Annotated in this window: 20 protein-coding genes and 2 tRNA genes; 9 read left to right on the top strand and 13 right to left on the bottom strand. The window is 69.7% G+C overall.

What is annotated here, in order from left to right; translation table 11 throughout:
* Positions 1-32: 32 nt before the first annotated feature.
* The 7 genes from ABZT18_RS26090 to ABZT18_RS26120 are packed head-to-tail and all read left to right on the top strand — an operon-like array spanning position 33 to position 6,225.
* Positions 33-491, top strand: coding sequence for a hypothetical protein (locus ABZT18_RS26090; RefSeq protein WP_355252662.1), 459 nt, complete (start codon positions 33-35; stop codon positions 489-491).
* Positions 492-494: 3 nt separating this feature from the next.
* Positions 495-1,925 (top strand): FtsK/SpoIIIE domain-containing protein, encoded by a 1,431-nt coding sequence (locus tag ABZT18_RS26095; RefSeq protein ID WP_355252665.1) that lies wholly within the window; start codon positions 495-497, stop codon positions 1,923-1,925.
* The gene (locus tag ABZT18_RS26100) at positions 1,922-2,527 is read left to right on the top strand and encodes a DUF2637 domain-containing protein (RefSeq protein WP_355252668.1); all 606 of its coding nucleotides are present in this window, start codon (positions 1,922-1,924) and stop codon (positions 2,525-2,527) included. The genes ABZT18_RS26095 and ABZT18_RS26100 overlap by 4 nt, the downstream gene beginning before the upstream one ends.
* Positions 2,524-3,168, top strand: a complete 645-nt coding sequence (locus ABZT18_RS26105; RefSeq protein WP_355252671.1) for a GGDEF domain-containing protein — start codon at positions 2,524-2,526, stop codon at positions 3,166-3,168. Before ABZT18_RS26100 ends, ABZT18_RS26105 begins: the two co-directional genes overlap by 4 nt.
* A complete protein-coding gene (locus tag ABZT18_RS26110; protein WP_355252674.1) occupies positions 3,165-4,898 on the top strand; it encodes a replication initiator in 1,734 nt (577 codons plus the stop codon). The genes ABZT18_RS26105 and ABZT18_RS26110 overlap by 4 nt, the downstream gene beginning before the upstream one ends.
* Positions 4,895-5,077 carry a helix-turn-helix domain-containing protein gene (locus ABZT18_RS26115; protein WP_210912260.1) on the top strand — a complete coding sequence of 61 codons (183 nt, stop codon included), beginning with the start codon at positions 4,895-4,897 and terminating at the stop codon, positions 5,075-5,077. The genes ABZT18_RS26110 and ABZT18_RS26115 overlap by 4 nt, the downstream gene beginning before the upstream one ends.
* Positions 5,074-6,225, top strand: coding sequence for a tyrosine-type recombinase/integrase (locus ABZT18_RS26120; RefSeq protein ID WP_355252677.1), 1,152 nt, complete (start codon positions 5,074-5,076; stop codon positions 6,223-6,225). Before ABZT18_RS26115 ends, ABZT18_RS26120 begins: the two co-directional genes overlap by 4 nt.
* A 55-nt stretch (positions 6,226-6,280) precedes the next feature.
* On the opposite strand, the gene ABZT18_RS26125 is transcribed toward ABZT18_RS26120, so the two are convergent.
* From ABZT18_RS26125 to gyrB, 6 genes are all read right to left on the bottom strand, one after another.
* Positions 6,281-6,356, bottom strand: a tRNA-Ala gene (locus ABZT18_RS26125).
* Between the two features lie 42 nt (positions 6,357-6,398).
* Positions 6,399-6,527 (bottom strand): DLW-39 family protein, encoded by a 129-nt coding sequence (locus tag ABZT18_RS26130; protein WP_209444550.1) that lies wholly within the window; start codon positions 6,525-6,527, stop codon positions 6,399-6,401.
* Between the two features lie 42 nt (positions 6,528-6,569).
* Positions 6,570-6,643, bottom strand: a tRNA-Ile gene (locus ABZT18_RS26135).
* A gap of 150 nt (positions 6,644-6,793) precedes the next feature.
* Positions 6,794-7,708: a DUF3566 domain-containing protein gene (locus ABZT18_RS26140; RefSeq protein ID WP_354992975.1), complete on the bottom strand. Its 915-nt coding sequence runs from the start codon at positions 7,706-7,708 to the stop codon at positions 6,794-6,796.
* A gap of 4 nt (positions 7,709-7,712) precedes the next feature.
* Positions 7,713-10,235: a DNA gyrase subunit A gene (gene gyrA, locus ABZT18_RS26145; protein WP_354992976.1), complete on the bottom strand. Its 2,523-nt coding sequence runs from the start codon at positions 10,233-10,235 to the stop codon at positions 7,713-7,715.
* Positions 10,236-10,365: 130 nt separating this feature from the next.
* The gene (gene gyrB, locus ABZT18_RS26150) at positions 10,366-12,312 is read right to left on the bottom strand and encodes a DNA topoisomerase (ATP-hydrolyzing) subunit B (protein WP_354992977.1); all 1,947 of its coding nucleotides are present in this window, start codon (positions 12,310-12,312) and stop codon (positions 10,366-10,368) included.
* A 518-nt stretch (positions 12,313-12,830) separates the two neighbouring features.
* Between gyrB and ABZT18_RS26155 the strand changes: the two genes are divergently transcribed.
* Positions 12,831-13,385, top strand: coding sequence for a hypothetical protein (locus tag ABZT18_RS26155; RefSeq protein ID WP_354992978.1), 555 nt, complete (start codon positions 12,831-12,833; stop codon positions 13,383-13,385).
* Here ABZT18_RS26155 and ABZT18_RS26160 read toward each other — a convergent pair.
* Positions 13,370-13,870, bottom strand: coding sequence for a MarR family transcriptional regulator (locus ABZT18_RS26160; protein ID WP_354992979.1), 501 nt, complete (start codon positions 13,868-13,870; stop codon positions 13,370-13,372). The genes ABZT18_RS26155 and ABZT18_RS26160 overlap by 16 nt on opposite strands.
* Before the next feature lie 117 nt (positions 13,871-13,987).
* On the opposite strand from ABZT18_RS26160, the gene ABZT18_RS26165 reads away from it, so the two are divergent.
* Positions 13,988-14,215, top strand: a complete 228-nt coding sequence (locus ABZT18_RS26165) for a hypothetical protein (RefSeq protein ID WP_354992980.1) — start codon at positions 13,988-13,990, stop codon at positions 14,213-14,215.
* 9 nt (positions 14,216-14,224) lie between these two features.
* Here the strand turns inward: ABZT18_RS26165 and ABZT18_RS26170 are convergent, their stop codons facing one another.
* From ABZT18_RS26170 to dnaA, 6 genes are all read right to left on the bottom strand, one after another.
* Positions 14,225-14,839, bottom strand: a complete 615-nt coding sequence (locus ABZT18_RS26170) for a DciA family protein (protein ID WP_354992981.1) — start codon at positions 14,837-14,839, stop codon at positions 14,225-14,227.
* Entirely contained in the window at positions 14,829-15,962 is a 1,134-nt protein-coding gene (gene recF, locus ABZT18_RS26175; protein ID WP_354992982.1) for a DNA replication/repair protein RecF, read from the bottom strand. The genes ABZT18_RS26170 and recF overlap by 11 nt, the downstream gene beginning before the upstream one ends.
* Before the next feature lie 16 nt (positions 15,963-15,978).
* Positions 15,979-16,851 carry a phosphogluconate dehydrogenase (NAD(+)-dependent, decarboxylating) gene (gene gnd / locus ABZT18_RS26180; protein ID WP_354992983.1) on the bottom strand — a complete coding sequence of 291 codons (873 nt, stop codon included), beginning with the start codon at positions 16,849-16,851 and terminating at the stop codon, positions 15,979-15,981.
* A gap of 40 nt (positions 16,852-16,891) precedes the next feature.
* A complete protein-coding gene (gene dnaN, locus ABZT18_RS26185) occupies positions 16,892-18,025 on the bottom strand; it encodes a DNA polymerase III subunit beta (RefSeq protein WP_354992984.1) in 1,134 nt (377 codons plus the stop codon).
* Between the two features lie 212 nt (positions 18,026-18,237).
* Positions 18,238-18,483, bottom strand: a complete 246-nt coding sequence (locus ABZT18_RS26190; RefSeq protein ID WP_354992985.1) for a hypothetical protein — start codon at positions 18,481-18,483, stop codon at positions 18,238-18,240.
* A gap of 316 nt (positions 18,484-18,799) precedes the next feature.
* Complete coding sequence (gene dnaA / locus ABZT18_RS26195) at positions 18,800-20,629, bottom strand: chromosomal replication initiator protein DnaA (RefSeq protein WP_354993132.1); 1,830 nt, start codon at positions 20,627-20,629, stop codon at positions 18,800-18,802.
* Between the last annotated feature and the right edge of the window lie 557 nt (positions 20,630-21,186).

Genomic DNA, 21,186 nt, shown 5'->3' on the forward strand with positions numbered 1-21,186 from the left:
TGACCCTCATCTCCCTGAAAGGAGTTGGGCTGATGCCCACGCTAGCTGACGCTGCCCGCATTGTCGGGAACCCTCGCCCCGCCCCCGCCCGCCGCACTCACCGCCGCACGGTGATGCGTCTCGCCGGTCCCGGTATCCGGGCCGCCCGCGAGGTCTACACCACCGTTCCCGCCGACGCGGTCCGCGTGGCCGCACTGGTGGAGATCGCCGCCGCTGCTGCCGCTCTGGCTCGCACGGTGGTGAAGCTGCGCCACCTCGACCCGGACCTGATCGCCCCGCACGTCTCCGACCGCGTCGACCTGCGGGCCGTACTCGGTCGGGGCCGGTGGCTGCCGACCATGACCCGCCACGTCCCCGCCCCGGAGTCCGGACCCGTGAACCTGGCCGCGCTGCTGCCGGCCCGCCCGCCGGTGCGTCGCCGGGTGGTGCGCCGTGGTCCCGGTACGCCGGGGCAAGCCGCCCTGTTCGCCGCTGCGGGTGGGGAGGGCTGAGCCGTGCCGCTGGTCAACGTGATCCGGGGTGACCGGATCGAGGGCGCTCCGATCAACGTCCGCACTCCGTTCGTGCGTATCCCGATGTGGCTGGCCCTGTCGTGGTGGACGTTGAAGGCTCTCGGCCGTCTGGCCGTAGTGCTGGTCCGCTTCTGGTACGTCACCGTCCCGGCGGTGTTCTTCGGCTGGCTGTACCTGCGGTTCGGCTGGGCCGGTCCCGCCGTCGTCGTGGGCGCCGTCGCCGCCGGCTCGACCGGGTGGGCGTTCGGGCACCGGCCCTCGTGGCTGCGGTTCGGCTGGTGGCCGATCCTGTCCCGCTACCGCCGGTGGGTCTACCGCCGCAACTGGCACGCCGCGATGGTCACCGCCAAGCTCGCCGTCTCGTTCGACTCCCACACCGTCCTGCCGGTCCTACGCCGCGTCCACTGCGCCTCCGGCATCGACGTGGTCACGGTCCGGATGGTCACCGGGCAGATCCCCGACGACTTCGCCAAGGTGGCCGAACGCCTCGCCCACACCTTCGGCGTCCGTCAGGTCAAGGCCGCACCCGGTCCGCGCCCGGATGTGGTGCTGCTGCACCTGTTCCGCGGTGACCCCCTCGCCAAGCTCGTCCGACCGCTGCCGGTGCCTGCGGTTCCCGAGTTCACCGCCCTGCCGGTGGGTCGGCAGGAGGACGGCGACGGCTACGAGCTGCGCCTGTTCGGAACACAGGTCCTCGTGGTGGGCGCCACCGGTTCGGGCAAGGGCTCTGTCATCTGGTCCGTGGTTCGGTCCCTCGCCGCCGGGGTCACCTCCGGACTCGTGCAGATCTGGGGCCTGGACCCGAAAGGCGGCATGGAGCTGGGCATGGGTGCGCCGATGTTCAGCCGGTTCGCCCGCAAGGACTACGCGGCGATGTGTGAGCTGATCGAGGAAGCCGCCACCGTCGCCAAGGACCGGGCCGGCAAGCTCTACGGCCGGACCCGCCAGCACACACCAACCCCGGATGAGCCGCTGATCGTCCTGGTGATCGATGAGCTGGCGAACCTGACCGCCTACCTCACCGACCGGCAACTCAAGGACCGCATCAAGGCAGCGCTCTCGATCCTGCTGTCGCAGGGCCGCGCGGTCGGCGTGCACGTGGTCGCCGCGATCCAGGACCCCCGCAAGGAGGTGCTGCCGTTCCGGGACCTGTTCCCGACCCGCATCGGCCTGCGCCTCGCGGAAGCCGCTCAGGTCGATCTCGTGCTGGGTGAGGGGATGCGCGATCGCGGGGCGCTGTGTGACCGGATCCCGCAGTCGCTGCCCGGCGTGGGGTTCGTGGCCATCGACGGTGACCCGACGCCGATGCGGGTCCGCTTCTCCTACCTCAGCGATGACGAGATCCGCGACATGGCCCAGACCTACGGCCGGCTTCGCGTGATCGACGGCGAGATCCTGGACGGTGCCGCATGAAGCCCCACCACGCCAACACGCGCGCCGACCGCATCGACGCCCTGGTCCTCGTCGTCATCCTGCTCATCGTCGCCGGCTTCGCCGGGGCCGCCTCCTTCACCCACGTCAAAGACTGGACCCTCGACAACTCCCCGGCCGGCACGGGCGAGTGGTTCGGCTGGGCCAACGCCGTCATCTCCGAACTCATCCCCGCCGCTGCGCTGCTGACCATCCGCCGCCGTCGCCGCACGGGCGGGCCGATCGGCTACCCGATGTTCCTGCTCGTCGCCGCCGTCGCCCTGTCCCTGGCCGCGCAACTCGCCGTGGCCAAGCCGGGCCTGTCCGGATGGCTGCTCTCGGCCGTGCCCGCGCTGGCCTTCATCGGCCTGTCCAAGCTCGTCCTGTCCACCGCCCCCACCCCAACCCCGGCCGCCGATGCTGCGCCGGCCCGCTCTGTCGAGCAGCCCACCGCAACGGCTCCTGCCCCGGCCATGCCTGAGCCCGTCGCCCTGGCCCCCGTCGAGCCGACCCGCCCGACACCGGTCGCCCCGGTGGCTCCGGTGCCGCCGGCCGCCTTCACCCGTCGCAACGGCACCCCGCTGATCGGAGAGGTGACCCGATGACCAACCACCTGCTCTCCGGCCTGCTCCTGGCCGCCTGCCTCGCTCTGTTCTGCTGGGATCAGTACCGGCTCTACGTCGCTCGCTACGAGCTGGCCGCCCTGCAACGCGCCACCCTCCGCGACCCGCTCACCGGCCTCGCCAACCGCGCCGGCCTCGCCGCCGGCTGGGAGCAGCTCGCGCCACTGCGCCCGTGGGTGGCCGTGCTGGACCTGGACCGCTTCAAGCCCGTCAACGACACCCACGGCCACGCCGCCGGGGACCTGGTCCTGACCGCCGTCGCGCAACGCCTGCGCCGCGTCTACGGGATGCCCGCCCGGCTCGGTGGAGACGAGTTCGCCGCGCTGCTGCTCGACCCGAACCCGGCTGCGGCTGCCCGCCAGCTGGCCGCCGCGATCGCCGCTCCCGTGCGCCTGCCCTCCGGTGTGTCGGTGTCAGTGACCGCAAGCATTGGACTCGCCCCCGCCAGCCCGGCCGGCCTCGCCGCAGCCCTGGCCGACGCCGACGCGGCCATGTACCGGGCCAAGACCACCCGGGCCGGTGTGGTGGCGTTCGATCCGCTGCGCGATGACCACGCCACCGCCAACCCCCGCCCCCTCCTGCGGGTCCGCGACCTCCCTCGTTCGACGGAGGTGTGCCGATGACTCTCACCCCGACGCTGCCCGGCCTCGAACCCGCCCCCGTGGTGGAGCCGAGGCCGGGCTCCCGGGCCGCCCGGATGCTCATGCCCCGCTCCGTCGATGTGGTCAAGGATCTGGCCGCCGACTACGGCGTGTGCACCCGCCCTGTCAGCCTGCGCCGCACTGACCTCGACTCCGGGCAGACCGAAGTCATCGACATGCCCTGCGGCGCCACCCAAGAGGCCAAGTGCCCCGCCTGCGCCACCAAGGCTCGCCGGCTGCGCCAGCAGCAGATCCGCGAGGGATGGCACCGCAACGACGAACCCGACCCCGGCCCGCAACCCGCCACCGACGCGCAACGCGGCCTGATCGTCGCCCGCGCTCACCTCGAATTCGCCCGCGATGAAGCGGCCCGCGTCTCGCAGTGGGATCAGGTCGCGGACCTGGACGACGCGATCGAGGAACTGGAAAGCGAGATCACCACCGAGGGCATGCGCGGTCGCCCCGCCCCACCGCACGGCGGCGACGACCAGGAGGACGGCGACGGCAAGCGTCGGGTCCGCTCTACCAAGCGGCGGCAGGATGCCCCGGACCTTCCCCGCCTGCCGGTGGAGAACCGGACCGTTGGCCGGGCCTTCGAGGGCAACCGTGGGCAGGTGTTCCGGCCGTCGATGTTCCTCACCCTCACCCTCGGCTCCTACGGCCGCGTCCACACTGACGGGACACCGGTCGACCCGGACAGCTACGACTACCGGCGGGCCGCCTGGGATGCGGTGCACTTCCCTCGGCTGCTCGATCGGTTCTGGCAGAACCTGCGCCGGGCGGTCGGCTGGAACGTCCAGTACGCCGGGGCCGTTGAGCCGCAGCGCCGGTTGGCCCCGCACGCACACTTCGCCATCCGGGGCACCATCCCCCGGGCGCTGGTGCGCCAGGTCGCCGCCGCGACCTACCACCAGGTGTGGTGGCCCTCAGTCGACGTGCGCGTCTACGAACCGGGGCAGGCGCCGCAGTGGGACGCCGACGCCGTCGGCTACACCGACCCGACCACCGGCCGGCTGCTGCCGGCCTGGGATGACGCCCTGGACCTGGTCGACACCGATCCCGACGCCCAACCCGTGCACGTCGCCCACTTCGGTGCCCAGGTCGACGCCAAAGGCGTGCTCGCCGGCACCAAGGACGCCAACCGGTGCGTCGGCTACATCACCAAGTACCTCACCAAGCAAGCCGCAGACTGCCACGACGTGACCACCGGTCGGCAACGGACGCACCTGGAACGGCTGTGGTTGGAGCTGCGGCACACGCCGTGCTCGGAGCGGTGCGCCAACTGGCTGCTCTACGGCGTCCAGCCCAAGAAGGCAAAGCAAGGACTGCGACCCGGCAACTGCAAGAACAAGGTCCACAAGCGCGAAACCCTCGGCATCGGCGGCCGACGCGTCCTCATCTCCCGGCAATGGTCCGGCAAAACCCTCACCGACCACCGCGCCGACCGCCGCGAGTGGGTCAAGGCACTGCTCGGCGTCACCACCGACGCCGACACCGCCCCGGCCGGCGGCGAGCAACGCCACGCGTGGGAACTGGCCAAACCCACCGACCCTGACGTTGCGCCCCTCGGCCACCGGGTCCTGCGGGCGATATCTGAGCGCATCCAATGGCGCGTCCAACTTGACGCCGCCAGACGCGCCGCCGCCGACCCGCCCGATGGCTCGGCAATCACCTCACGTCAGTCGGCAAAGCAGGAAGGGACCGGAGCATGAGCGAGCGGAAAAGCGTCCGCCCGGCTGAGGCTGCGGCCCTGCTCGGCGTCTGTCGGGACACCGTGTACGTCCTGATGCGATCGGGCCGGCTGCGTTCGATCAAGGCTGGTCGCGCTCGGCTGATTCCGCTGTCTGCGCTCGATGAGTTCTTGGCGGCTGATGAGGAGTTTGCGGCATGACCGGCCGGCGTCGGCGTTCTCATGGTGAGGGCTCGGTGTACGAGCAGCGGCCGGGCATGTGGGCTGCGGTGGTCGACCTCGGGTGGATCGACGGCAAGCGGAAGCGGAAGTACGTCTACGCCAAGAGCGAGGCTGAGGCCGTCCGGAAGCGGGACGAGCTGCGGCGCCAACTTCAGCTCGGCGTCGATCTCTCCGCGCAGCCTCGCACCCTGGAAGCCTGGTTGTCCGAGTGGCTGCGGGACGTGAAGGCGCACGACGGCACTCGTCCGTCAACGCTGGTGCGCTACCGCCTGGCCGTGAGCAAGCACCTGGTGCCGGGTCTGGGCCGGGTGAAGCTCGATCGGTTGACGCCTCGGGACGTGCAGCGGTTCCTTACTGGGCTGCGGGGCAAACTCGCACCCGCCAGCATCATCAAGGTCCACGCCGTGCTGCGCGTCGCCCTGGCCGACGCTGAGCGGATGGACCTGGTGCCGCGCAACGTGGCCAAGGCAGCCAAGCCGCCGGCCCTCGGCCGGACCGAGCGGCGCGCACTGACTCCGGAGGAAGCCAAGACGCTGCTGTCGGTGCTGACCGGGGACCGACTGGAATCGGTATTCGTCCTGGCGCTGGCGACCGGGCTGCGGCGGGCTGAGCTGTTGGGTCTGCGGTGGTCGGATGTTGACCTGCCGGGGAAGGCGCTGTTCGTTCGGCAGACGCTCCAGCGAACGGATCACGGGTTGGTGTTCGTGCCACCGAAGACGCACCGGTCGGCCCGTCCGCTGCCGCTGTCGGCCTTGGCCGTCCAGGCGTTAGAGGCACAGCGCGTGCGCCAGGCCAAGGAACGGCTCGCGGCCGGGGAGGTGTGGTCGGATCTGGGCCTGGTTTTCGCCAGCACCATCGGCACCGCGATGGAACCGCGGAACGTCAACCGGCGCTTTGAGCAGCTCCGCGCTGCGGCCGGGCTGGACTGGCTGCACCTGCACGACTTACGGCACGCGTTCGCCACGTTCCTGCTCGACCAAGGCGAGGAGCTGCGGACGGTGATGGAGCTGCTTGGGCACTCCACGATCCGGATGACGGCCGACACCTACGGCCACGTTCTGCCGGCGCGGGCTCGTCAGGCTGCCTCGGCCATTGACCGGATTCTCGGCCAGGAGGGGACGGCGTGACCGGCTTGGCTGTACGAATGGCTGTACTCGGACCGAGATCAATCAGGGAAAGTGCTGGTGGAGCCCAGGGGACTCGAACCCCTAACCCCTGCCTTGCAAAGGCAGTGCTCTGCCAGTTGAGCTAGGGCCCCGTGGATGGCCGTGGCGTCGATCGCTCGTCGCCGGGCCGGACGTCAGCGCAGGTCGGGCGCGGTGGTCGCCTCGTGCCACAGAGCACGCTCGTCGTTCGAGGCCTTGATCTTGTTGAACACGACGGCGGCCACGCCGACGACGCCAGCCAGAATCAGCAGCTTCTTGAACATGGGGCAACCCCTCAAGCTCGACTACCGTCGGACGACATGCGGTGGGGCTAGATGGAATCGAACCATCGACCTCAGAGTTATCAGCTCTGCGCTCTAACCGACTGAGCTATAGCCCCGCGTTGCGACGAGCAAGATTAACCCATCCGCTCGGCCAGCCCCAAATCGGGGTCCGGCCTCACGAGCCAGGCCATCGACGCCTGCAAAACCTACCTGAGTACGGGACGCCGGAGCGACCGCTTTCCACGGTGCTCCGGCGTCCCGGTCGCTCAGTCCCGCTCGGCGAGGGTCAGCTCGATCCCGCCGACCAGGTCGGCGCAGACGTTGTAGACGAACGCTCCCAGCGTGGCCAGCGCGGTGAACAGCACCACGTTGACCAGGCCGATCAACGCCGAGCTGAGGATCACGCCCTTGGCGGTGATCTGGAAGCCGCTGGTGCTCTGCCCACCGCCGGCGTTGACCAGGTCACTCAGGCTCTCGTTGACGCTCTGGAACACGCCCATAGCGTCCAGCGCCAGGTAGAGCACCGAGGTGGCGACCACCACGACGATGAAGAGCACCACCGAGACGGCGAACGCGAACTTCATCACCGACCACGGGTCGATCCGCTTCAGGTTCAGCCGGGCCCGGCGCGGTCCGCGGGACGCGGCCGAGCTGACCGACGTACGCGCCGCACGCACCGCGTCACCGACGCGGGCGGCCCCGACGGCGGACGCGTTGCCGATCCCCGGGGGGAGCCCACCGCCGCTGGCCGGGCGGCCGGCAGCAGCGGCGGTACGCGCCGCGTCCGGCTGCGGCTGGGTCATGCCGGGTGTGATCCGCGGCTGGGTGCCGGTGGTCCCGGTCGACGCCGCCTGGCCGGGCCGCACGTTGATCGGCTGGGTGGTCGCCGGACGGGCCGAGGGTGCCGCCGCCGAACCCGGAGGTGTGGCGGTGGCAGACGTCGGCGCCTCGGCGCCAGCCGTCTCGGTCTTGTCGCCCGATTCAGCGTCCTCGCCGGACTGCTCCGGCGGGGGTGTCATGCCCGGGGCCCTCGTGAATTTCGGGGCAGGCGCATCGGCGGGGACCGTCGCCCGGCCCACGGCCGCGCGGCCGGTCGCTGGTGTGCCGCCCTTGGCGGCCTCCTCGTCGACCGGGTTAGCCGAGGTCCCCGTGTTCCCCGACTTCGCCTGTGTCTCCGTCATTCAACTAGTCCTGTTCGTCAGGCTCGTCGGCATTGCGAGCAATCGCCACGATAGTCACGCCGTCCGGGAGGTCCATCAGCTTGACCCCCATTGTGTTCCGGTCACGGGTACGGCGTACAGGCTTCACCGGAGTCCGAATGACACCACCGTTACTGGTGATCGCGAACAGCTCATCGTCCGGATCGATCACCACCGCGCCGACCAGGCCACCACGTCGTTCGGTGATCTTCGCAGTCAGCACGCCCTTACCTCCCCGGCCCTGCACCGGGTATTCCTCGATCGGAGTGCGCTTCGCGTATCCCCCGTTCGTGGCCACCAGAACGTCCAAACCCTCTCGAACGACCTCCATGGCGAGCAGGACGTCATCGTCCGTGAAGCGCATGCCGATCACGCCCGAGGTGGCACGGCCCATCGGCCGCAACGCCTCGTCCGAGGCGTTGAACCGAATTGCCTGTGCCTTCTTGGAGACCAGCAGCAGGTCGTTCTCCGGCGCAACCAGCGCAGCACCGACCAGCTCGTCCTCATCGCGCAGGTTGATCGCGATGATGCCGCCGGAACGGTTGGAGTCGAACTCCTCGAGCCGCGTCTTCTTCACCAGGCCGTTCTTCGTGGCCAGTACCAGATAGGGGGCTACCTGGTAGTTCGGGATCTCAATGATCTGCGCGATCTGCTCGTCGGGTAGGAAGGCGAGCAGGTTGGCCACGTGTTGGCCCTTGGCTACCCTACTGGCCTCCGGCAACTCATACGCCTTGGCCCGGTAGACGCGACCCTTGTTCGTCAGAAACAGGATCCAGTCGTGGGTCGAGCATACGAAGAAGTGGCTGACGATGTCGTCCTGCCGCAGCGTGGCGCCACTGACGCCCTTACCGCCGCGCCGCTGCGAGCGATACAGATCGACCTTGGTCCGCTTGGCGTACCCGGTGCGGGTGATCGTGACGACCACATCCTCGCGGGCGATGAGGTCCTCCATCGAGACCTCGCCGTCGAACGGAATGATCTGCGTACGTCGGTCGTCGCCCCACTTGGCGACGATCTCGCCGAGCTCCTCCGAGACGATCCGCCGCTGCCGCTCTGGCTTGGCCAGGATGTCCTTGAACTCGGCGATCTCGATTTCGAGCTTGGCCAGGTCGTCCACGATCCGCTGCCGCTCCAGGGCGGCGAGGCGACGCAGCTGCATGTCCAGGATCGCGGTCGCCTGGATCTCGTCGATCTCCAGCAGCCGGATCAGGCCCTGCCGGGCGTCGTCCACGGTCGGCGAGCGCCGGATCAGGGCGATCACCTCGTCCAACGCGTCCAGTGCCTTGCCCAGACCACGCAGGATGTGCGCCCGCTCCTCGGCCTTGCGTAGCCGGAACGCGGTCCGCCGACGGATCACGTCGATCTGGTGCTCGACGTAGTAGCGGATGAACTGGGCCAGGTTGAGCGTGCGCGGCACACCGTCGACCAGCGCCAGCATGTTGGCGCCGAAGGTCTCCTGGAGCTGGGTGTGCTTGTAGAGGTTGTTCAGCACCACCTTGGCGACCGCGTCGCGCTTGAGCACCAGCACGATCCGCATGCCCGTACGCCCGGAGGACTCGTCGCGGATGTCGGCGATCCCGGCGAGCTTGCCCTCCTTGATCAGCTCGGCGATCCGCTCGGCGAGATTGTCCGGGTTGACCTGGTAGGGCAGCTCGCTGACGATCAGGCAGGGCCGGCCCCGCTTGTCCTCCTCGACCTCCACCACGGCGCGCATCCGGATCGAGCCACGACCCGTGCGGTACGCGTCCTGAATGGCGGTCGTGCCGACGATCAGGCCGTGGGTCGGGAAGTCCGGGCCCTTGACGATGCCGAGTAGCGCATCGAGGGTGGCCTCCTCGTCCTCCTCCGGGTGCTCCAGGCACCACTGCACCGCCGCGCCGATCTCCCGCAGGTTGTGCGGCGGGATCTTGGTGGCCATGCCGACCGCGATGCCCTCGGAGCCGTTCAACAGCAGGTTGGGAATCCGCGACGGCAGGATCGTGGGCTCCTTGGCCCGACCGTCGTAGTTGTCCTGGAGGTCGACGGTGTCCTCGTCGATGTCCCGCAGCATCTCCATGGCCAGCGGGTCGAGCTTGCACTCGGTGTACCTCATGGCGGCGGCCGGATCGTTACCGGGCGAGCCGAAGTTGCCGTTGCCGTCGACCAGCGGGTAGCGCAGCGACCACGGCTGCGCCATCCGGACCAGCGCGTCGTAGATCGAGGCGTCGCCGTGCGGGTGGAACTGACCCATCACGTCACCGACGACACGGGAGCACTTCACGTAGCCGCGGTCGGGCCGGTAGCCGGAGTCGAACATGGCATAGAGGATCTTGCGGTGGACCGGCTTGAGCCCGTCCCGGACGTCCGGCAGCGCGCGACCGACGATCACGCTCATCGCGTAGTCGAGGTAGGAGCGCTGCATCTCCACCTCGAGCCCGACCGGTTCGATCCGGTCGTGCGCGACCACGGCGGCGATGGCCTCGGCGGGGACCTCGGGCTCGTTCGGTGTGGACTCGGGAGAATCGGTCACTGTATACCCTTATCAGACTCAGAGTCGTTTTCGTGCTGTGGATAACGGCTGTGGATACCGGCCAAGCTGTGGATAACTCTGTGGACCGGTGGATCGGCCGGGCACTGCCCGGCCGATCCACCCCGGCCCGTCAGATGTCCAGGAACCGCACGTCCTTGGCGTTGCGCTGGATGAACGACCGGCGCGCCTCGACGTCCTCACCCATCAGCACACTGAACAACTCGTCGGCGGTCGCCGCGTCGTCGAGAGTGACCTGACGCAGGGTACGCGTCGCCGGGTTCATCGTGGTTTCCCACAGCTCGGGATAGTTCATCTCGCCGAGGCCCTTGAAGCGCTGGATGTCGTCCGGCTTGGCGTTCGGCTTCTTCTGCTGGCGCAGCGCGATCAGCCCGTCCCGCTCACGGTCGGAGTAGGCGTACTGCGCGTCGTCGCCCTTCTTGTTCCACTTGATCTTGTAGAGCGGCGGGGCGGCCAGGTAGACGTTGCCCATCTCGACCAGCGGACGCATGAAGCGGAACAGCAGGGTCAGCAGCAACGTCTGGATGTGCTGGCCGTCGACGTCCGCGTCGGCCATGAGCACCACCTTGTGGTACCGCAGCTTCTCCATGTCGAAGTCGTCGTGGATGCCGGTGCCCAGCGCGGTGATCAGCGCCTGGACCTCGTTGTTCTTCAGCACCCGGTCGATCCGGGCCTTCTCCACGTTGAGGATCTTGCCGCGAATCGGCAGGATCGCCTGGGTCCGCGGGTCGCGGCCCTGCTTCGCCGAGCCGCCGGCCGAGTCACCCTCGACGATGAACACCTCGGACTCGCGCGGGTCGGTGGACTGGCAGTCGGCCAGCTTGCCCGGCATGGAGCCGGACTCCAGCAGCGACTTGCGCCGAGCCAGCTTGCGCGCCTGCTGCGCGGCGATCCGGGCCCGGGCCGCCTGGGACGCCTTCGTGATGATCATCTTTGCCTCGGCCGGGTTGCGGTCGAACCAGTCGACCAGCCGGTCGTTGCAGACGCGCTGCACGAAGCTCTTCACCGGGGTGTTGCCGAGCTTGGTCTTGGTCTGGCCCTCGAACTGCGGGTTGGCGAGCTTGACCGAGATGATCGCCGCGAGCCCTTCCCGGATGTCCTCACCGGAGAGCTTCTCGTCGCCCTTGAGCAGCTTCTTGTCGGTGCCGTACCGGTTGACGACGCTGGTCAGCGCGGACCGGAAGCCCTCCTCGTGGGTGCCGCCCTCATGCGTGTTGATCGTGTTGGCGAAGGTGTAGACCGATTCGCCGTACGACTCGTTCCACTGCATGGCGATCTCGAGCGACATGCCCTCCTCCTCGGCGCCGAACTCGACCACGGTCTTGTGGATCGGGCTCTTCGAGGCGTTGAGGTGCCGGACGAAGTCGGCGATGCCGCCCTCGTAGTAGAAGGTGACCTCCCGCTGCCGGCCGTCCTCCTCCTCGGCCACCCGCTCGTCGAGCAGGTGGATGCGCAGCGCGCGGTTGAGGAAGGCCATCTCCTGCAGGCGCCGGTAGATGGTCTGGAAGTCGAAGTCGACGGTCTCGAAGATGTCGGGGTCGGGCCAGAAGGTGACCGCCGAGCCGCTGCGGTCGGTGGTCTCGCCCTTGTCCAGTGGACCGGGCTTGGAGTAGTTGTACTGCTGCCGCCACACGAAGCCGGACTTGTGGATCTCCACGGCCATCCGGGTGGAGAGCGCGTTCACCACGGAGACGCCGACACCGTGCAGACCACCGGAGACCGCGTACGCCTTACCGTCGAACTTGCCACCCGCGTGCAGCACGGTCAGCGCGACCTCGACACCCGGCTTCTTGAGCTTCGGGTGGAGGTCGACCGGGAAGCCACGGCCGTTGTCGGTGACCTGGACGCCACCGTCGGCGAGCAGCACCACGTCGATGGTGTCGCAGTATCCGGCCAGCGCCTCGTCGACCGCGTTGTCGACGACCTCCCAGACGAGGTGGTGCAGACCGCGCTCACCGGTGGACCCGATGTACATACCGGGCCGCTTGCGGACCGCCTCCAGACCCTCAAGAACGGTGATCGACTCTGCGCCGTACTCCTGCTTGTCCTGCGCTGCCACCCTCGGCCACTTTCTCGCGTCAGCCACGCCGGTAGGGCGCGTCGGGCGCGGGTTCGGCGGACAGGACGCGACGTCGGCGCGCAGACCGGTGCCGGAGACCTCCGGACAGCGGGTCGAACGCGCCGGTCGCCGCGGTTGCCCGCGGATCGCGATCGGCTCAACCCGACGTGGAGAATGAACCTGGGGCTGCCAGCCCCATCCCTCTCCGCACCGAGTCTTCGTCTCGCTGTCAATCCTACTGTGCGTGGAGGACAGAACCACCACTCGGCACCCTCAGAGAGGCGGCTCAGAAGTCCATAGCCGGCAGAACCCCATTGCCCACGACTCCCCCCACACGCCAGGCCCCGATCGCACGCGCGCCCCCGGACGGGTTGACCCGCGGCCGGGCGGGTCGGGGGTCGCGGCAGTAACGTCCGTGCCGTACGTTTGCGGCGCCCCGGAACCGGCCTTGATCTTTACCCGCCGGAACCGGACGATCGACCCGATCGACCCGACACGTGCTCTTGAAGAGGTGACAGATGGGGCTGGACAACGTCGCGGTGCACTGGCCGCGGACCGGCCGCTTCTACGACCCGGTCGCACCGGCCGAGTTCGTCGACTTCGGCGAGATCGTCGACCTGCCGCGAATCTCCGCGCCGACCGCGGCGCTGGCTGAGCTCATCGCGAAGACCGGCACCATCCGGGCTACCGCGTACACCGAGTTGGTGGATCTGCTCCTCGGCCTTGAAGGTGTGTTGTACGCCACAGACGCTGCCGCCGAGGATGAGGACCCGGTGATCGACCCGGACGGCTGCGCCTGGGTCGCCGGCGGGATCGAGCGGTTCGTGGCCGGCCACCGCCCGCACGGCGAGGTGGTCACCTTCGAGTCGGTGAGCACCGTGCTCCGCTCGCTGCTCGGCGACGGACGGCTGGCCGAGCAGCAACTGCGCTGGCTGGAGAGCCGGCTCGACGCGCTGCGCGACGAGCGCGGAGACCCGCCGCAGTGGAACTTCACCTGCGCCGAGCTGGGCGTGCTGGCCGCGTTCTACCGACGCTGCGCCGAGCGTGGTTTCGCCGTCTACGCCGACGCCTGAGCCGCCGCGCCGGTCTCCGTGGTGGTCTGGTCGCCGCTCGGCCGGTTGGCTGCCGCGATCAGCTGCGTGAGCACCGCGTGCAGGTGTTGCAGGTCCTCGACGGGCAGCCCGAGGCGCTGCACGATCGCGGCGGGGATCAGCTCTGCCTGACTCCGCAGCGCGGCACCGCTGGCGGTGAGGGTGACGGCGAGGCTCCGCTCGTCGGTGGCGTCGCGTTGCCGGCGCAGGTAACCGGCCGCTTCGAGCCGCTTGAGCAGGGGCGACAGTGTGCCCGGGTCGAGCTGCAACAGGCGGCTGAGATCGCGACCGGACAACGGCGCGTGCTGCCAGAGCGCCAACATGACCAGGTACTGCGGATGGGTCAGCCCCATCGGCTCCAGGAGTGGCCGGTAGACGGCCACCACGCTGCGCGCGGCCACCGAGAGGGCGAAACAGACCTGTTGTTCCAGCGCCAGCGGGTCGACGCCGTCCGGTTGTCCGCTCATCGGTTGCCCTCCCCAAGCACGGTGACTATCGTACCGATCATTGGTGTACCAAGCATTGGTGCCCCAACTATTGCCCGGTCGACGGGCGGAACGACGTGACGCGGGAGAGTGCGGCAGATGAGCGAGGACGGCGCGGTCCCCAGGTCCCCGGGCGAGGGCGGCCGATTCCTGCGCTGGGTCTTCCGGCACCTCGCCGGCCCAGCCGAGGGCGTGCAGGGCGCGGTGCAGGGCGGCTCGGCCGAGGCCCGCGAGGCGTGGAAACGTGACCTGGCCGAGCGCAACCGCTACAGCCGGGAGCAGCGCGAGCGGAAGCGGGCGGCCCGGGAGGCCGACCGGAGGCGCTGAGAAGCCTGCTCAGCCGTACGTGTCGCGGGGGCCCCGGCCCCGCACCCGGCGCGGCCCCTTCCCCCAGGAGGGCGCGGCCGGGCCGTGGATGTGCAGCTTGCGCACCACGTTGTGGCCGACCTCGCTGGCGATCTGCTTGAGCAGCGAGCCGGCGAGCAGCCGCAGCTGGGTCGCCCAGGCGGTCGAGCGCGCCTCCACGGTCAGCTCGCCGTTCTCCAGCTTGACCGGGCGACTGTGCTGGGCGACCTCCGCACCGACGACCCGCTCCCAGGCACCGAACACGGTGGCTTCGGCCGCCGGCTGCTGCCAGCCACGCGCCTTCACCAACCGGTTCAGCACCGCGCTCAGCGGCTGCGGATCACGCGGATCGGGGCCCGGGCCCGAGTAGCCGCGCAACCGCCGCCCCGAGCCACCGGCAGCGTCGCCACCGCCGCCAGGGGCACGTCGGGCGCGGGCCGCCGCCTGCCGCCGGGACAGCGCCGCGTCGAGCACCGCCCGGGCCAGCTCCGGCCCACTGGCGGCCGCCGTCGGCTCACCGCCCGTCGCTTCCTTCCCCGGGGTACGCGCGGCTGCGGCGTCGCCGCCGGCTGCGGCGGGTCGCTTGGGGCGTGGCTCATCCGACACGGCGTACCGTCCCTTCGCCTACCTGGTAGCGGGTGCCCCGCAGGGCGGCCGGCACGTCATCGTCCACCGCGCAGGTGACCAGCAGCTGACTCGCCCCGCCGACCAGCTCCGCCAGCCGGTCCCGGCGGCCGGTGTCCAACTCCGCGAAGACGTCGTCGAGCACCAGCACCGGCTCGATGCCGTCGGCGCGCAACAGGTCGTACCCGGCCAGCCTCAGCGCGAGCGCGAACGACCACGACTCGCCGTGGCTGGCGTACCCCTTGGCGGGCAGTGGGCCGAGAGTCAGTGCCAGTTCGTCGCGGTGTGGGCCGACCAGGGTGGTGCCCCGTTCGATCTCGGCGGAGCGGGACGCGGCCAGGGCGGCGGTCAGTGCGTCGGCCAACGCGGCCCGGTCGGTGGTCGGCTCGGTCAGCTCGATCGAGGGCCGGTAGGTGATACTCGCCGCGCCCCGCCCGGCAGCCACCGCGTCGTACGCCTTGGCGACGTGCGGGGTGAGCGCGGCGACGAGGTCCAGTCGACCGGCGAGCAGCTCCGCGCCGTGCTGGGCCAGGTGGGTGTCCCAGACGGCGAGGGTGCCGAGGTCGCCACCCCGGGACCCGCCGGTCTTGCGGGCCAGGTACGCGGTGCGCAGCAGGGCGTTGCGCTGCTTGACCACCCGCTCGTAGTCGGCCCGCACGCCCGCGTACCGCGGCTGTCGGTTGACCAGCAGGTCGTCCAGGTAGCGGCGGCGCTCGCCCGGATCGCCCCGGACCAACTCAAGATCTTCCGGGGCGAACAGCACCAGTCGCAGGGCGCCGAGGACGTCCCGGGCCCGCCGCGCCGGTGATCGGCCCAGCCGGGCCCGGTTGGCCTTGCCGGGCACGATCTCCAGCTCGACCAGGAGCTCCCGCCCCTCGTGCACCACGGCGCAGCGGATCACCGCGGACGTGGCGCCCATCCGGACCAGAGGTGCGTCCGTGGCGACCCGGTGCGAATCCAGGGTCGCCACGTAACCCAGCGCCTCGACGAGGTTGGTCTTGCCGACGCCGTTGGCGCCGGTCAGGACGTTCGCCCCCGGCTGGAGGTCGACGGCCACCCGCTCGTACGAGCGGAAGTCGATCAGTTCCAGCCGGTGGACGTACACAGGGTGTGGATACCGCTCAGCGCTTGTGGACGGCGTGGCCGCCGAACTGCTGGCGCAGCGCGGCGACGGCCTTCATGGCGGGCGAGTCGTCCTGCCGCGAGGCGAACCGGGCGAACAGCGACGCGGTGATGACGTTCAGCGGCACGGCCAGCCGGACGGCCTCGTCGACCGTCCACCGTCCCTCGCCGGTGTCCTCGGTGTAGCCGCTCAGCTCGGCCAGCTCCGGGTCCTCGTCGAGCGCCCGGTCCAGCAGGTCGAGCAGCCAGGAGCGGACGACGGTGCCCTCCCGCCAGGACTTGATGACGCCCGGCACGTTGGTCACCAGCTCGGAGGCGGCCATCAGCTCGTAGCCCTCGGCGTAGGCGTGCATCAGGCCGTACTCGATGCCGTTGTGCACCATCTTCGAGTAGTGCCCGGCACCGACCGGCCCGGCGTGCACGAAGCCGAACTCGCCCTCCGGCTTGAGCGCGTTGAAGATCGGCATCAGCCGGTCGACGTGCTCCTGGGCGCCGCCGACCATCAGCCCATAGCCGTTCTGCCGGCCCCAGACACCGCCGGAGACGCCGACATCGATGTAGCCGATGCCCAGCTCGTTGAGCCGCTCGGCCCGCGGGGCGTCGTCGCTGAAGCGCGAGTTGCCACCGTCGATGATGATGTCGCCCGCACCGAGCACCCCGGCGAGCTCGTCGATGGTGGCGTCGGTGACACCGGCGGGCACCATGACCCAGACCGCACGCGGCGACTCGAGCTTCTCCGCCAGACCCGCGATGGTCGCAACGTCGCTCAGCTGGGCGTTGTGGTCGAAGCCGACCACCTCGTGGCCTGCCGCACGCAACCGCTCCCGCATGTTGCCGCCCATACGGCCGAGTCCTACAAGGCCGAGCTGCATGTGTTTCTACCTCCGTGGATCTGGGTGGTGCTGGGCGCGATCAGCGGGATACGCGAATCGGCATGATGAGGTACCGATACCCCGGAACGACCTCGCCATCCTCCCCGGCGGGGGAGATCACCGCGGGCTTGAAGGCGTCGACGAACGAGAGCACAGCGGTCTGGGAACCCAGGTTGGCCAGGCCGTCGATGAGGTACTGCGGGTTGAACCCGATGGTCAGCGCGTCGCCGGTGAAGGTGGCCTCCATCGCCTCGCTGGCGCGCGCCTCCTCGGAACCGCCGGCCTCGACCACCAGGCCGTCCGCGCTGAAGCTGAGCAGCACCGGGGTGGTCCGCTCGGCGACCAGCGCGACCCGCTTGACCACCTCGATCAGAGTGCTGACCGGCACCCGGGCCTCGGCGTTGTGGGCGGCCGGGAAGAGCGAACGCACCGGCGGGTAGTTGGCGCCGTCGAGCAGGCGGCTGGTGGTGCGCCGGGTGCCGCCGGCCAGGCCGACCATGCCCTCACCCGCAGCGCCCTGGGCGAGAGCGAGCGTGACCTCGCCGCCCAGCGGGCCGAGGGCCTTGGCGGTGTCGTTCAGGGTGCGGGCCGGCACCAGGGCGTTGATGCTCACCTCGGGGTCGTCCGGACGCCACTGGATCTCGCGCAGCGCCAGCCGGTAACGGTCGGTGGCGAGCATCGACAGCGTGTTGCCGGAGAGCTCGACGCGTACGCCGGTCATCATCGGCAGCGTCTCGTCGCGGCCGGCCGCGATGGCCACCTGGGCGACCGCGGTGGCGAACGCCGCGGCGTCGACCGTGCCGGCGCTCTGCGGCATCTCGGGCAGCGCCGGGTAATCCTCCACCGGCATGGTGGGCAGGGTGAACCGGGCGCTGCCGCACACCAGCTCGAGGTGGGCGCCGACCGCGGCGATGTCCACCGGCTTGGCCGGCAACGCCTTGGTGATCTCGGCGAGCAGGCGGCCGGAGACGAGAGCGGCGCCGTCGGCGTCACCCTGCACCTCGACGGTCACCTGGCTGGAGACCTCGTAGTCGAACCCGGAAACCCGCAGGTTGCCGTCGGTGACACGAAGCATCACCCCGGCGAGCACCGGTACGGATGGCCGGTTGGGCAGGCTCTTCGCGGTCCACGCCACGGCCTCGGCGAGCGCGTCGCGCTCCACTCGGAACTTCATCAATGCCTCCGCGTCGACGTCAGCGACAACTCTCTCATGCCGACCGCTGCCTACCGTCCCGCCCAACCGTGCGGGTACCCATCGCACCTTAGGGCGCGGGGGCATCGGCTGTGCGCCCGACCCCATGGATCGTGTCGGTGCTGACCGGCTCATCCGGCAGCGTTCGGCCCGATCCACAGAAAGCCCAACGGTGATTATTGGTTTTTGTTCTCTTAGAAGAGATAACCCATCGTCTTCATCGCACCTGTGCAAACTGTGGAAAACTCGGGTCTGCGCAGCTCAGACAGGTTATCCACCGGTGATTTAGCTGTGGAGAACCGGGGGTCAAACTGGCCTGCGTGTCCACAGCCCGGTCGCGACGGCAGGTTGTCCACCGTTGTCCACCGGTTGTCCACCGGTAATCCACCGACTTTCTCCCCATGCCTGTGGATGACGATGAAGATCACCATTGCCGTCATCCCCAGAACCTTCAACAGCTCGTACACAGGTCGACGGCCATCGGTGGAAAACGTGGCGGTTGTCCCCAGGCGTCCACAGCTTCGTACACAGGGTTTCTCCACAGCCTGTGGGTAACCGCCGACGGACGGACCGTAGTTATCCACCGACGGTGGACAACGAGCTGTGGACAACGAGTGGGAGTCGAGGCGGTCACGGCTTCGATGCTGTGGTCTACACCATGTCGAGAGTCAAGCTGAGGGACCAAAAAGAACGCCCGACCGGAGATCCGGCCGGGCGTGTCCCGGGCTGCGTGCCGTCACGACGGCTGGCGTACCCCTAGCTGTTCTGCTTGATCCGGTTGGTCAGCTCGGCGATCTGGTTGTAGAGCGAGCGGCGCTCCGCCATCTGCTGGCGGATCTTCCGGTCGGCGTGCATCACCGTGGTGTGGTCCCGGCCGCCGAAGGCCTGCCCGATGCGGGGCAGCGACAGCTCGGTCAACTCCCGGCACAGGTACATGGCCACCTGCCGGGCGTTGACGAGCACCCGGGACCTGGACTGACCGCGCAGGTCCTCCAGGCTCACTCCGAAGTAGTCAGCGGTCGAGGCCATGATCTGGTCGGCGTTGATCTCCGGCCCGGCGCCGTCGGGCATGAAGTCCCGGAGGACCTCCTCGGCCAGTGACAGCTCGACGGTCGACCGGGTCAGGCTGGCGAACGCGGTCACGCGGATCAGCGCACCCTCCAGCTCCCGGATGGAGTTCGACACCCGGGAGGCGATGAACTCCAGCACGTCCGGCGGGGCGTACATCCGCTCCTGCGCCGCCTTCTTCTGCAGGATCGCGATCCGGGTCTCCAGGTCCGGTGGCTGGATGTCGGCCAGCAGCCCCCACTCGAACCGGGTTCGCATCCGGTCCTCAAGGGTGGCGAGCTGGCGTGGCGACCGGTCGGAGCTGATCACGATCTGCTTGTTGGCGTTGTGCAGGGTGTTGAAGGTGTGGAAGAACTCCTCCTGCGTGCGCTCGCGGTTCTCCAGGAACTGGATGTCGTCGATCAGCAGGATGTCGACGTCGCGGTAGCGCCGCTGGAACGCGCTGGTCTTGTCGTCCCGGAGCGAGTTGATGAAGTCGTTGGTGAACTCCTCGGTCGAGACGTACCGGACCGAGCGGGCGTTGCCGAGTGTCGTGGCGTAGTGCCCGATGGCGTGCAGCAGGTGGGTCTTGCCCAGCCCGGAGTGACCGTAGATGAAGAGCGGGTTGTACGCCTTCGCCGGTGACTCCGCCACCGCCACGCTCGCCGCGTGCGCGAACCGGTTGGACGAGCCGATGACGAACGTCTCGAACATGTACTTCGGGTTGAGTCGGTTGCCCCCGGTGTCGGCACCGGGCAGCCGGCGGTCGTCGCGGCCACCTGTCCGGTGGTCCACTCCGCTACGGCCGGGGCCGCTGTCCGTTCCGCTGTCCCGGGGCAGCGCGCGGATCACGTGCTGGTCGCGCGGCGACGACGGGTCTTCCCGGTAGCGGGGCTCGTAGGGCCGGGTGTCCGGGCCGGGTGGGTCCAGGCGGGTGGCCTGCTCGTCGTAGCCGCGTCGCTCCGGCCCCGGTCGGGACGACCGCATCGGCTCCGCGAAGGAAGCACTGAACAGCGCCTCCTGACCGTCCCTGCTGGCCGGGATCAGCCCCGAACGATGCCCGTCAGCGGTCGGCGCGAGTGGCGGACCCGCGGGTGCGGGTGGCGCGGCCGGCTCGGGCATACGCGCCGCATGTGGTTGCTCAGGGATCAACGCGTCGGCCGTCGGCCGAACGCCCTGGTCGTCGTCGAACGGTGCGGCGGCCGGGCCCTCGACGTCGAGCGGCCCGATCTCCGGGGCGCTGCGGTAGACGGTGCCGGCCGGGCGGCCCGTGGCGTCCTCGGCGACCCGGACGGTGACCGCGACCTGGATCGGCCGGCCGAGCCGGCGGGTGAGCGCCTCGGTGATCGCCGGGCGCAGCCGTGACTCGATCACGTCCCGGGTGAACGCGTCCGGGACGGAGAGAAGCGCGGTGTCCTCGACGATCGCCCGCAGGCGGGTCAGTCGGAGGTAGGCACGCTGTTGAGCGGAGATGATCTCGTCGGCGAGCTCGTCGGTCGCCGCTAACCACACCGCGGCAAGGTCGGTCGTACCGGCCACCGTCGTGCCACCCCCTCGCCTCTGCTCCCGGCCGCCGCTGTCTGCCAGCCGGCCGTCCCGGGCCCGCCGCGTTCGCGGGTGGAACAACACCCACCCGGACGGTCGACCGGTGGTCATCCACAAGTTATCCACAGCCTGTGTACCGACCGATTGTGGCCGCCGCCGGACGCGGGTGCGACCTGCCCCTGCCTGAACGGGCGCTGAAGCGGGTTCACCGTGCCGAACGATTCACTACCTGGTCCGGTCTTGCCTGTGCGACGACCGGAGCTTCCGACGCTCACCGCAATCGGGCACGGTAACAGCGTTGTCCCCGCGCCATCAACCGGCGACGCGGCGACGCCCTTGTCGGCATCAGCGAAAACCTCCCTTCGGCCTCGGGCGCGTCCCGTTGTCCCCTGCTCGGGGTGTTTGACGGTCATTGCCCCCCTGCGTAGGCTGGAACGGCTGCTTTCTCGCCCTCTGCTAGGGTGATGGGTGCTTGCTGTCCGCGGTCGCATTCCCGCATCACCGAGGTTCCGCTCCGCCGGACAGCACCGATCGTGGGCCCACCGCTGAGG

Source organism: Micromonospora sp. NPDC005291, from assembly GCF_040607415.1.
In the GTDB taxonomy this organism is placed as follows: domain Bacteria; phylum Actinomycetota; class Actinomycetes; order Mycobacteriales; family Micromonosporaceae; genus Micromonospora.

What these genes read in the sequence shown, in the direction of transcription:
- ABZT18_RS26155 (WP_354992978.1), top strand. Translation starts at nt 12,831, where the DNA reads ATGGGGCTGGACAACGTCGCGGTGCACTGGCCGCGGACCGGCCGCTTC.
- ABZT18_RS26100 (WP_355252668.1), top strand. Translation starts at nt 1,922, where the DNA reads ATGAAGCCCCACCACGCCAACACGCGCGCCGACCGCATCGACGCCCTG.
- ABZT18_RS26190 (WP_354992985.1), bottom strand. Translation starts at nt 18,483, where the DNA reads ATGACGGCAATGGTGATCTTCATCGTCATCCACAGGCATGGGGAGAAA.
- dnaN (WP_354992984.1), bottom strand. Translation starts at nt 18,025, where the DNA reads ATGAAGTTCCGAGTGGAGCGCGACGCGCTCGCCGAGGCCGTGGCGTGG.
- ABZT18_RS26130 (WP_209444550.1), bottom strand. Translation starts at nt 6,527, where the DNA reads ATGTTCAAGAAGCTGCTGATTCTGGCTGGCGTCGTCGGCGTGGCCGCC.
- ABZT18_RS26110 (WP_355252674.1), top strand. Translation starts at nt 3,165, where the DNA reads ATGACTCTCACCCCGACGCTGCCCGGCCTCGAACCCGCCCCCGTGGTG.
- gnd (WP_354992983.1), bottom strand. Translation starts at nt 16,851, where the DNA reads ATGCAGCTCGGCCTTGTAGGACTCGGCCGTATGGGCGGCAACATGCGG.
- ABZT18_RS26105 (WP_355252671.1), top strand. Translation starts at nt 2,524, where the DNA reads ATGACCAACCACCTGCTCTCCGGCCTGCTCCTGGCCGCCTGCCTCGCT.
- ABZT18_RS26120 (WP_355252677.1), top strand. Translation starts at nt 5,074, where the DNA reads ATGACCGGCCGGCGTCGGCGTTCTCATGGTGAGGGCTCGGTGTACGAG.
- ABZT18_RS26140 (WP_354992975.1), bottom strand. Translation starts at nt 7,708, where the DNA reads ATGACGGAGACACAGGCGAAGTCGGGGAACACGGGGACCTCGGCTAAC.
- ABZT18_RS26160 (WP_354992979.1), bottom strand. Translation starts at nt 13,870, where the DNA reads ATGAGCGGACAACCGGACGGCGTCGACCCGCTGGCGCTGGAACAACAG.
- ABZT18_RS26090 (WP_355252662.1), top strand. Translation starts at nt 33, where the DNA reads ATGCCCACGCTAGCTGACGCTGCCCGCATTGTCGGGAACCCTCGCCCC.
- ABZT18_RS26165 (WP_354992980.1), top strand. Translation starts at nt 13,988, where the DNA reads ATGAGCGAGGACGGCGCGGTCCCCAGGTCCCCGGGCGAGGGCGGCCGA.
- ABZT18_RS26115 (WP_210912260.1), top strand. Translation starts at nt 4,895, where the DNA reads ATGAGCGAGCGGAAAAGCGTCCGCCCGGCTGAGGCTGCGGCCCTGCTC.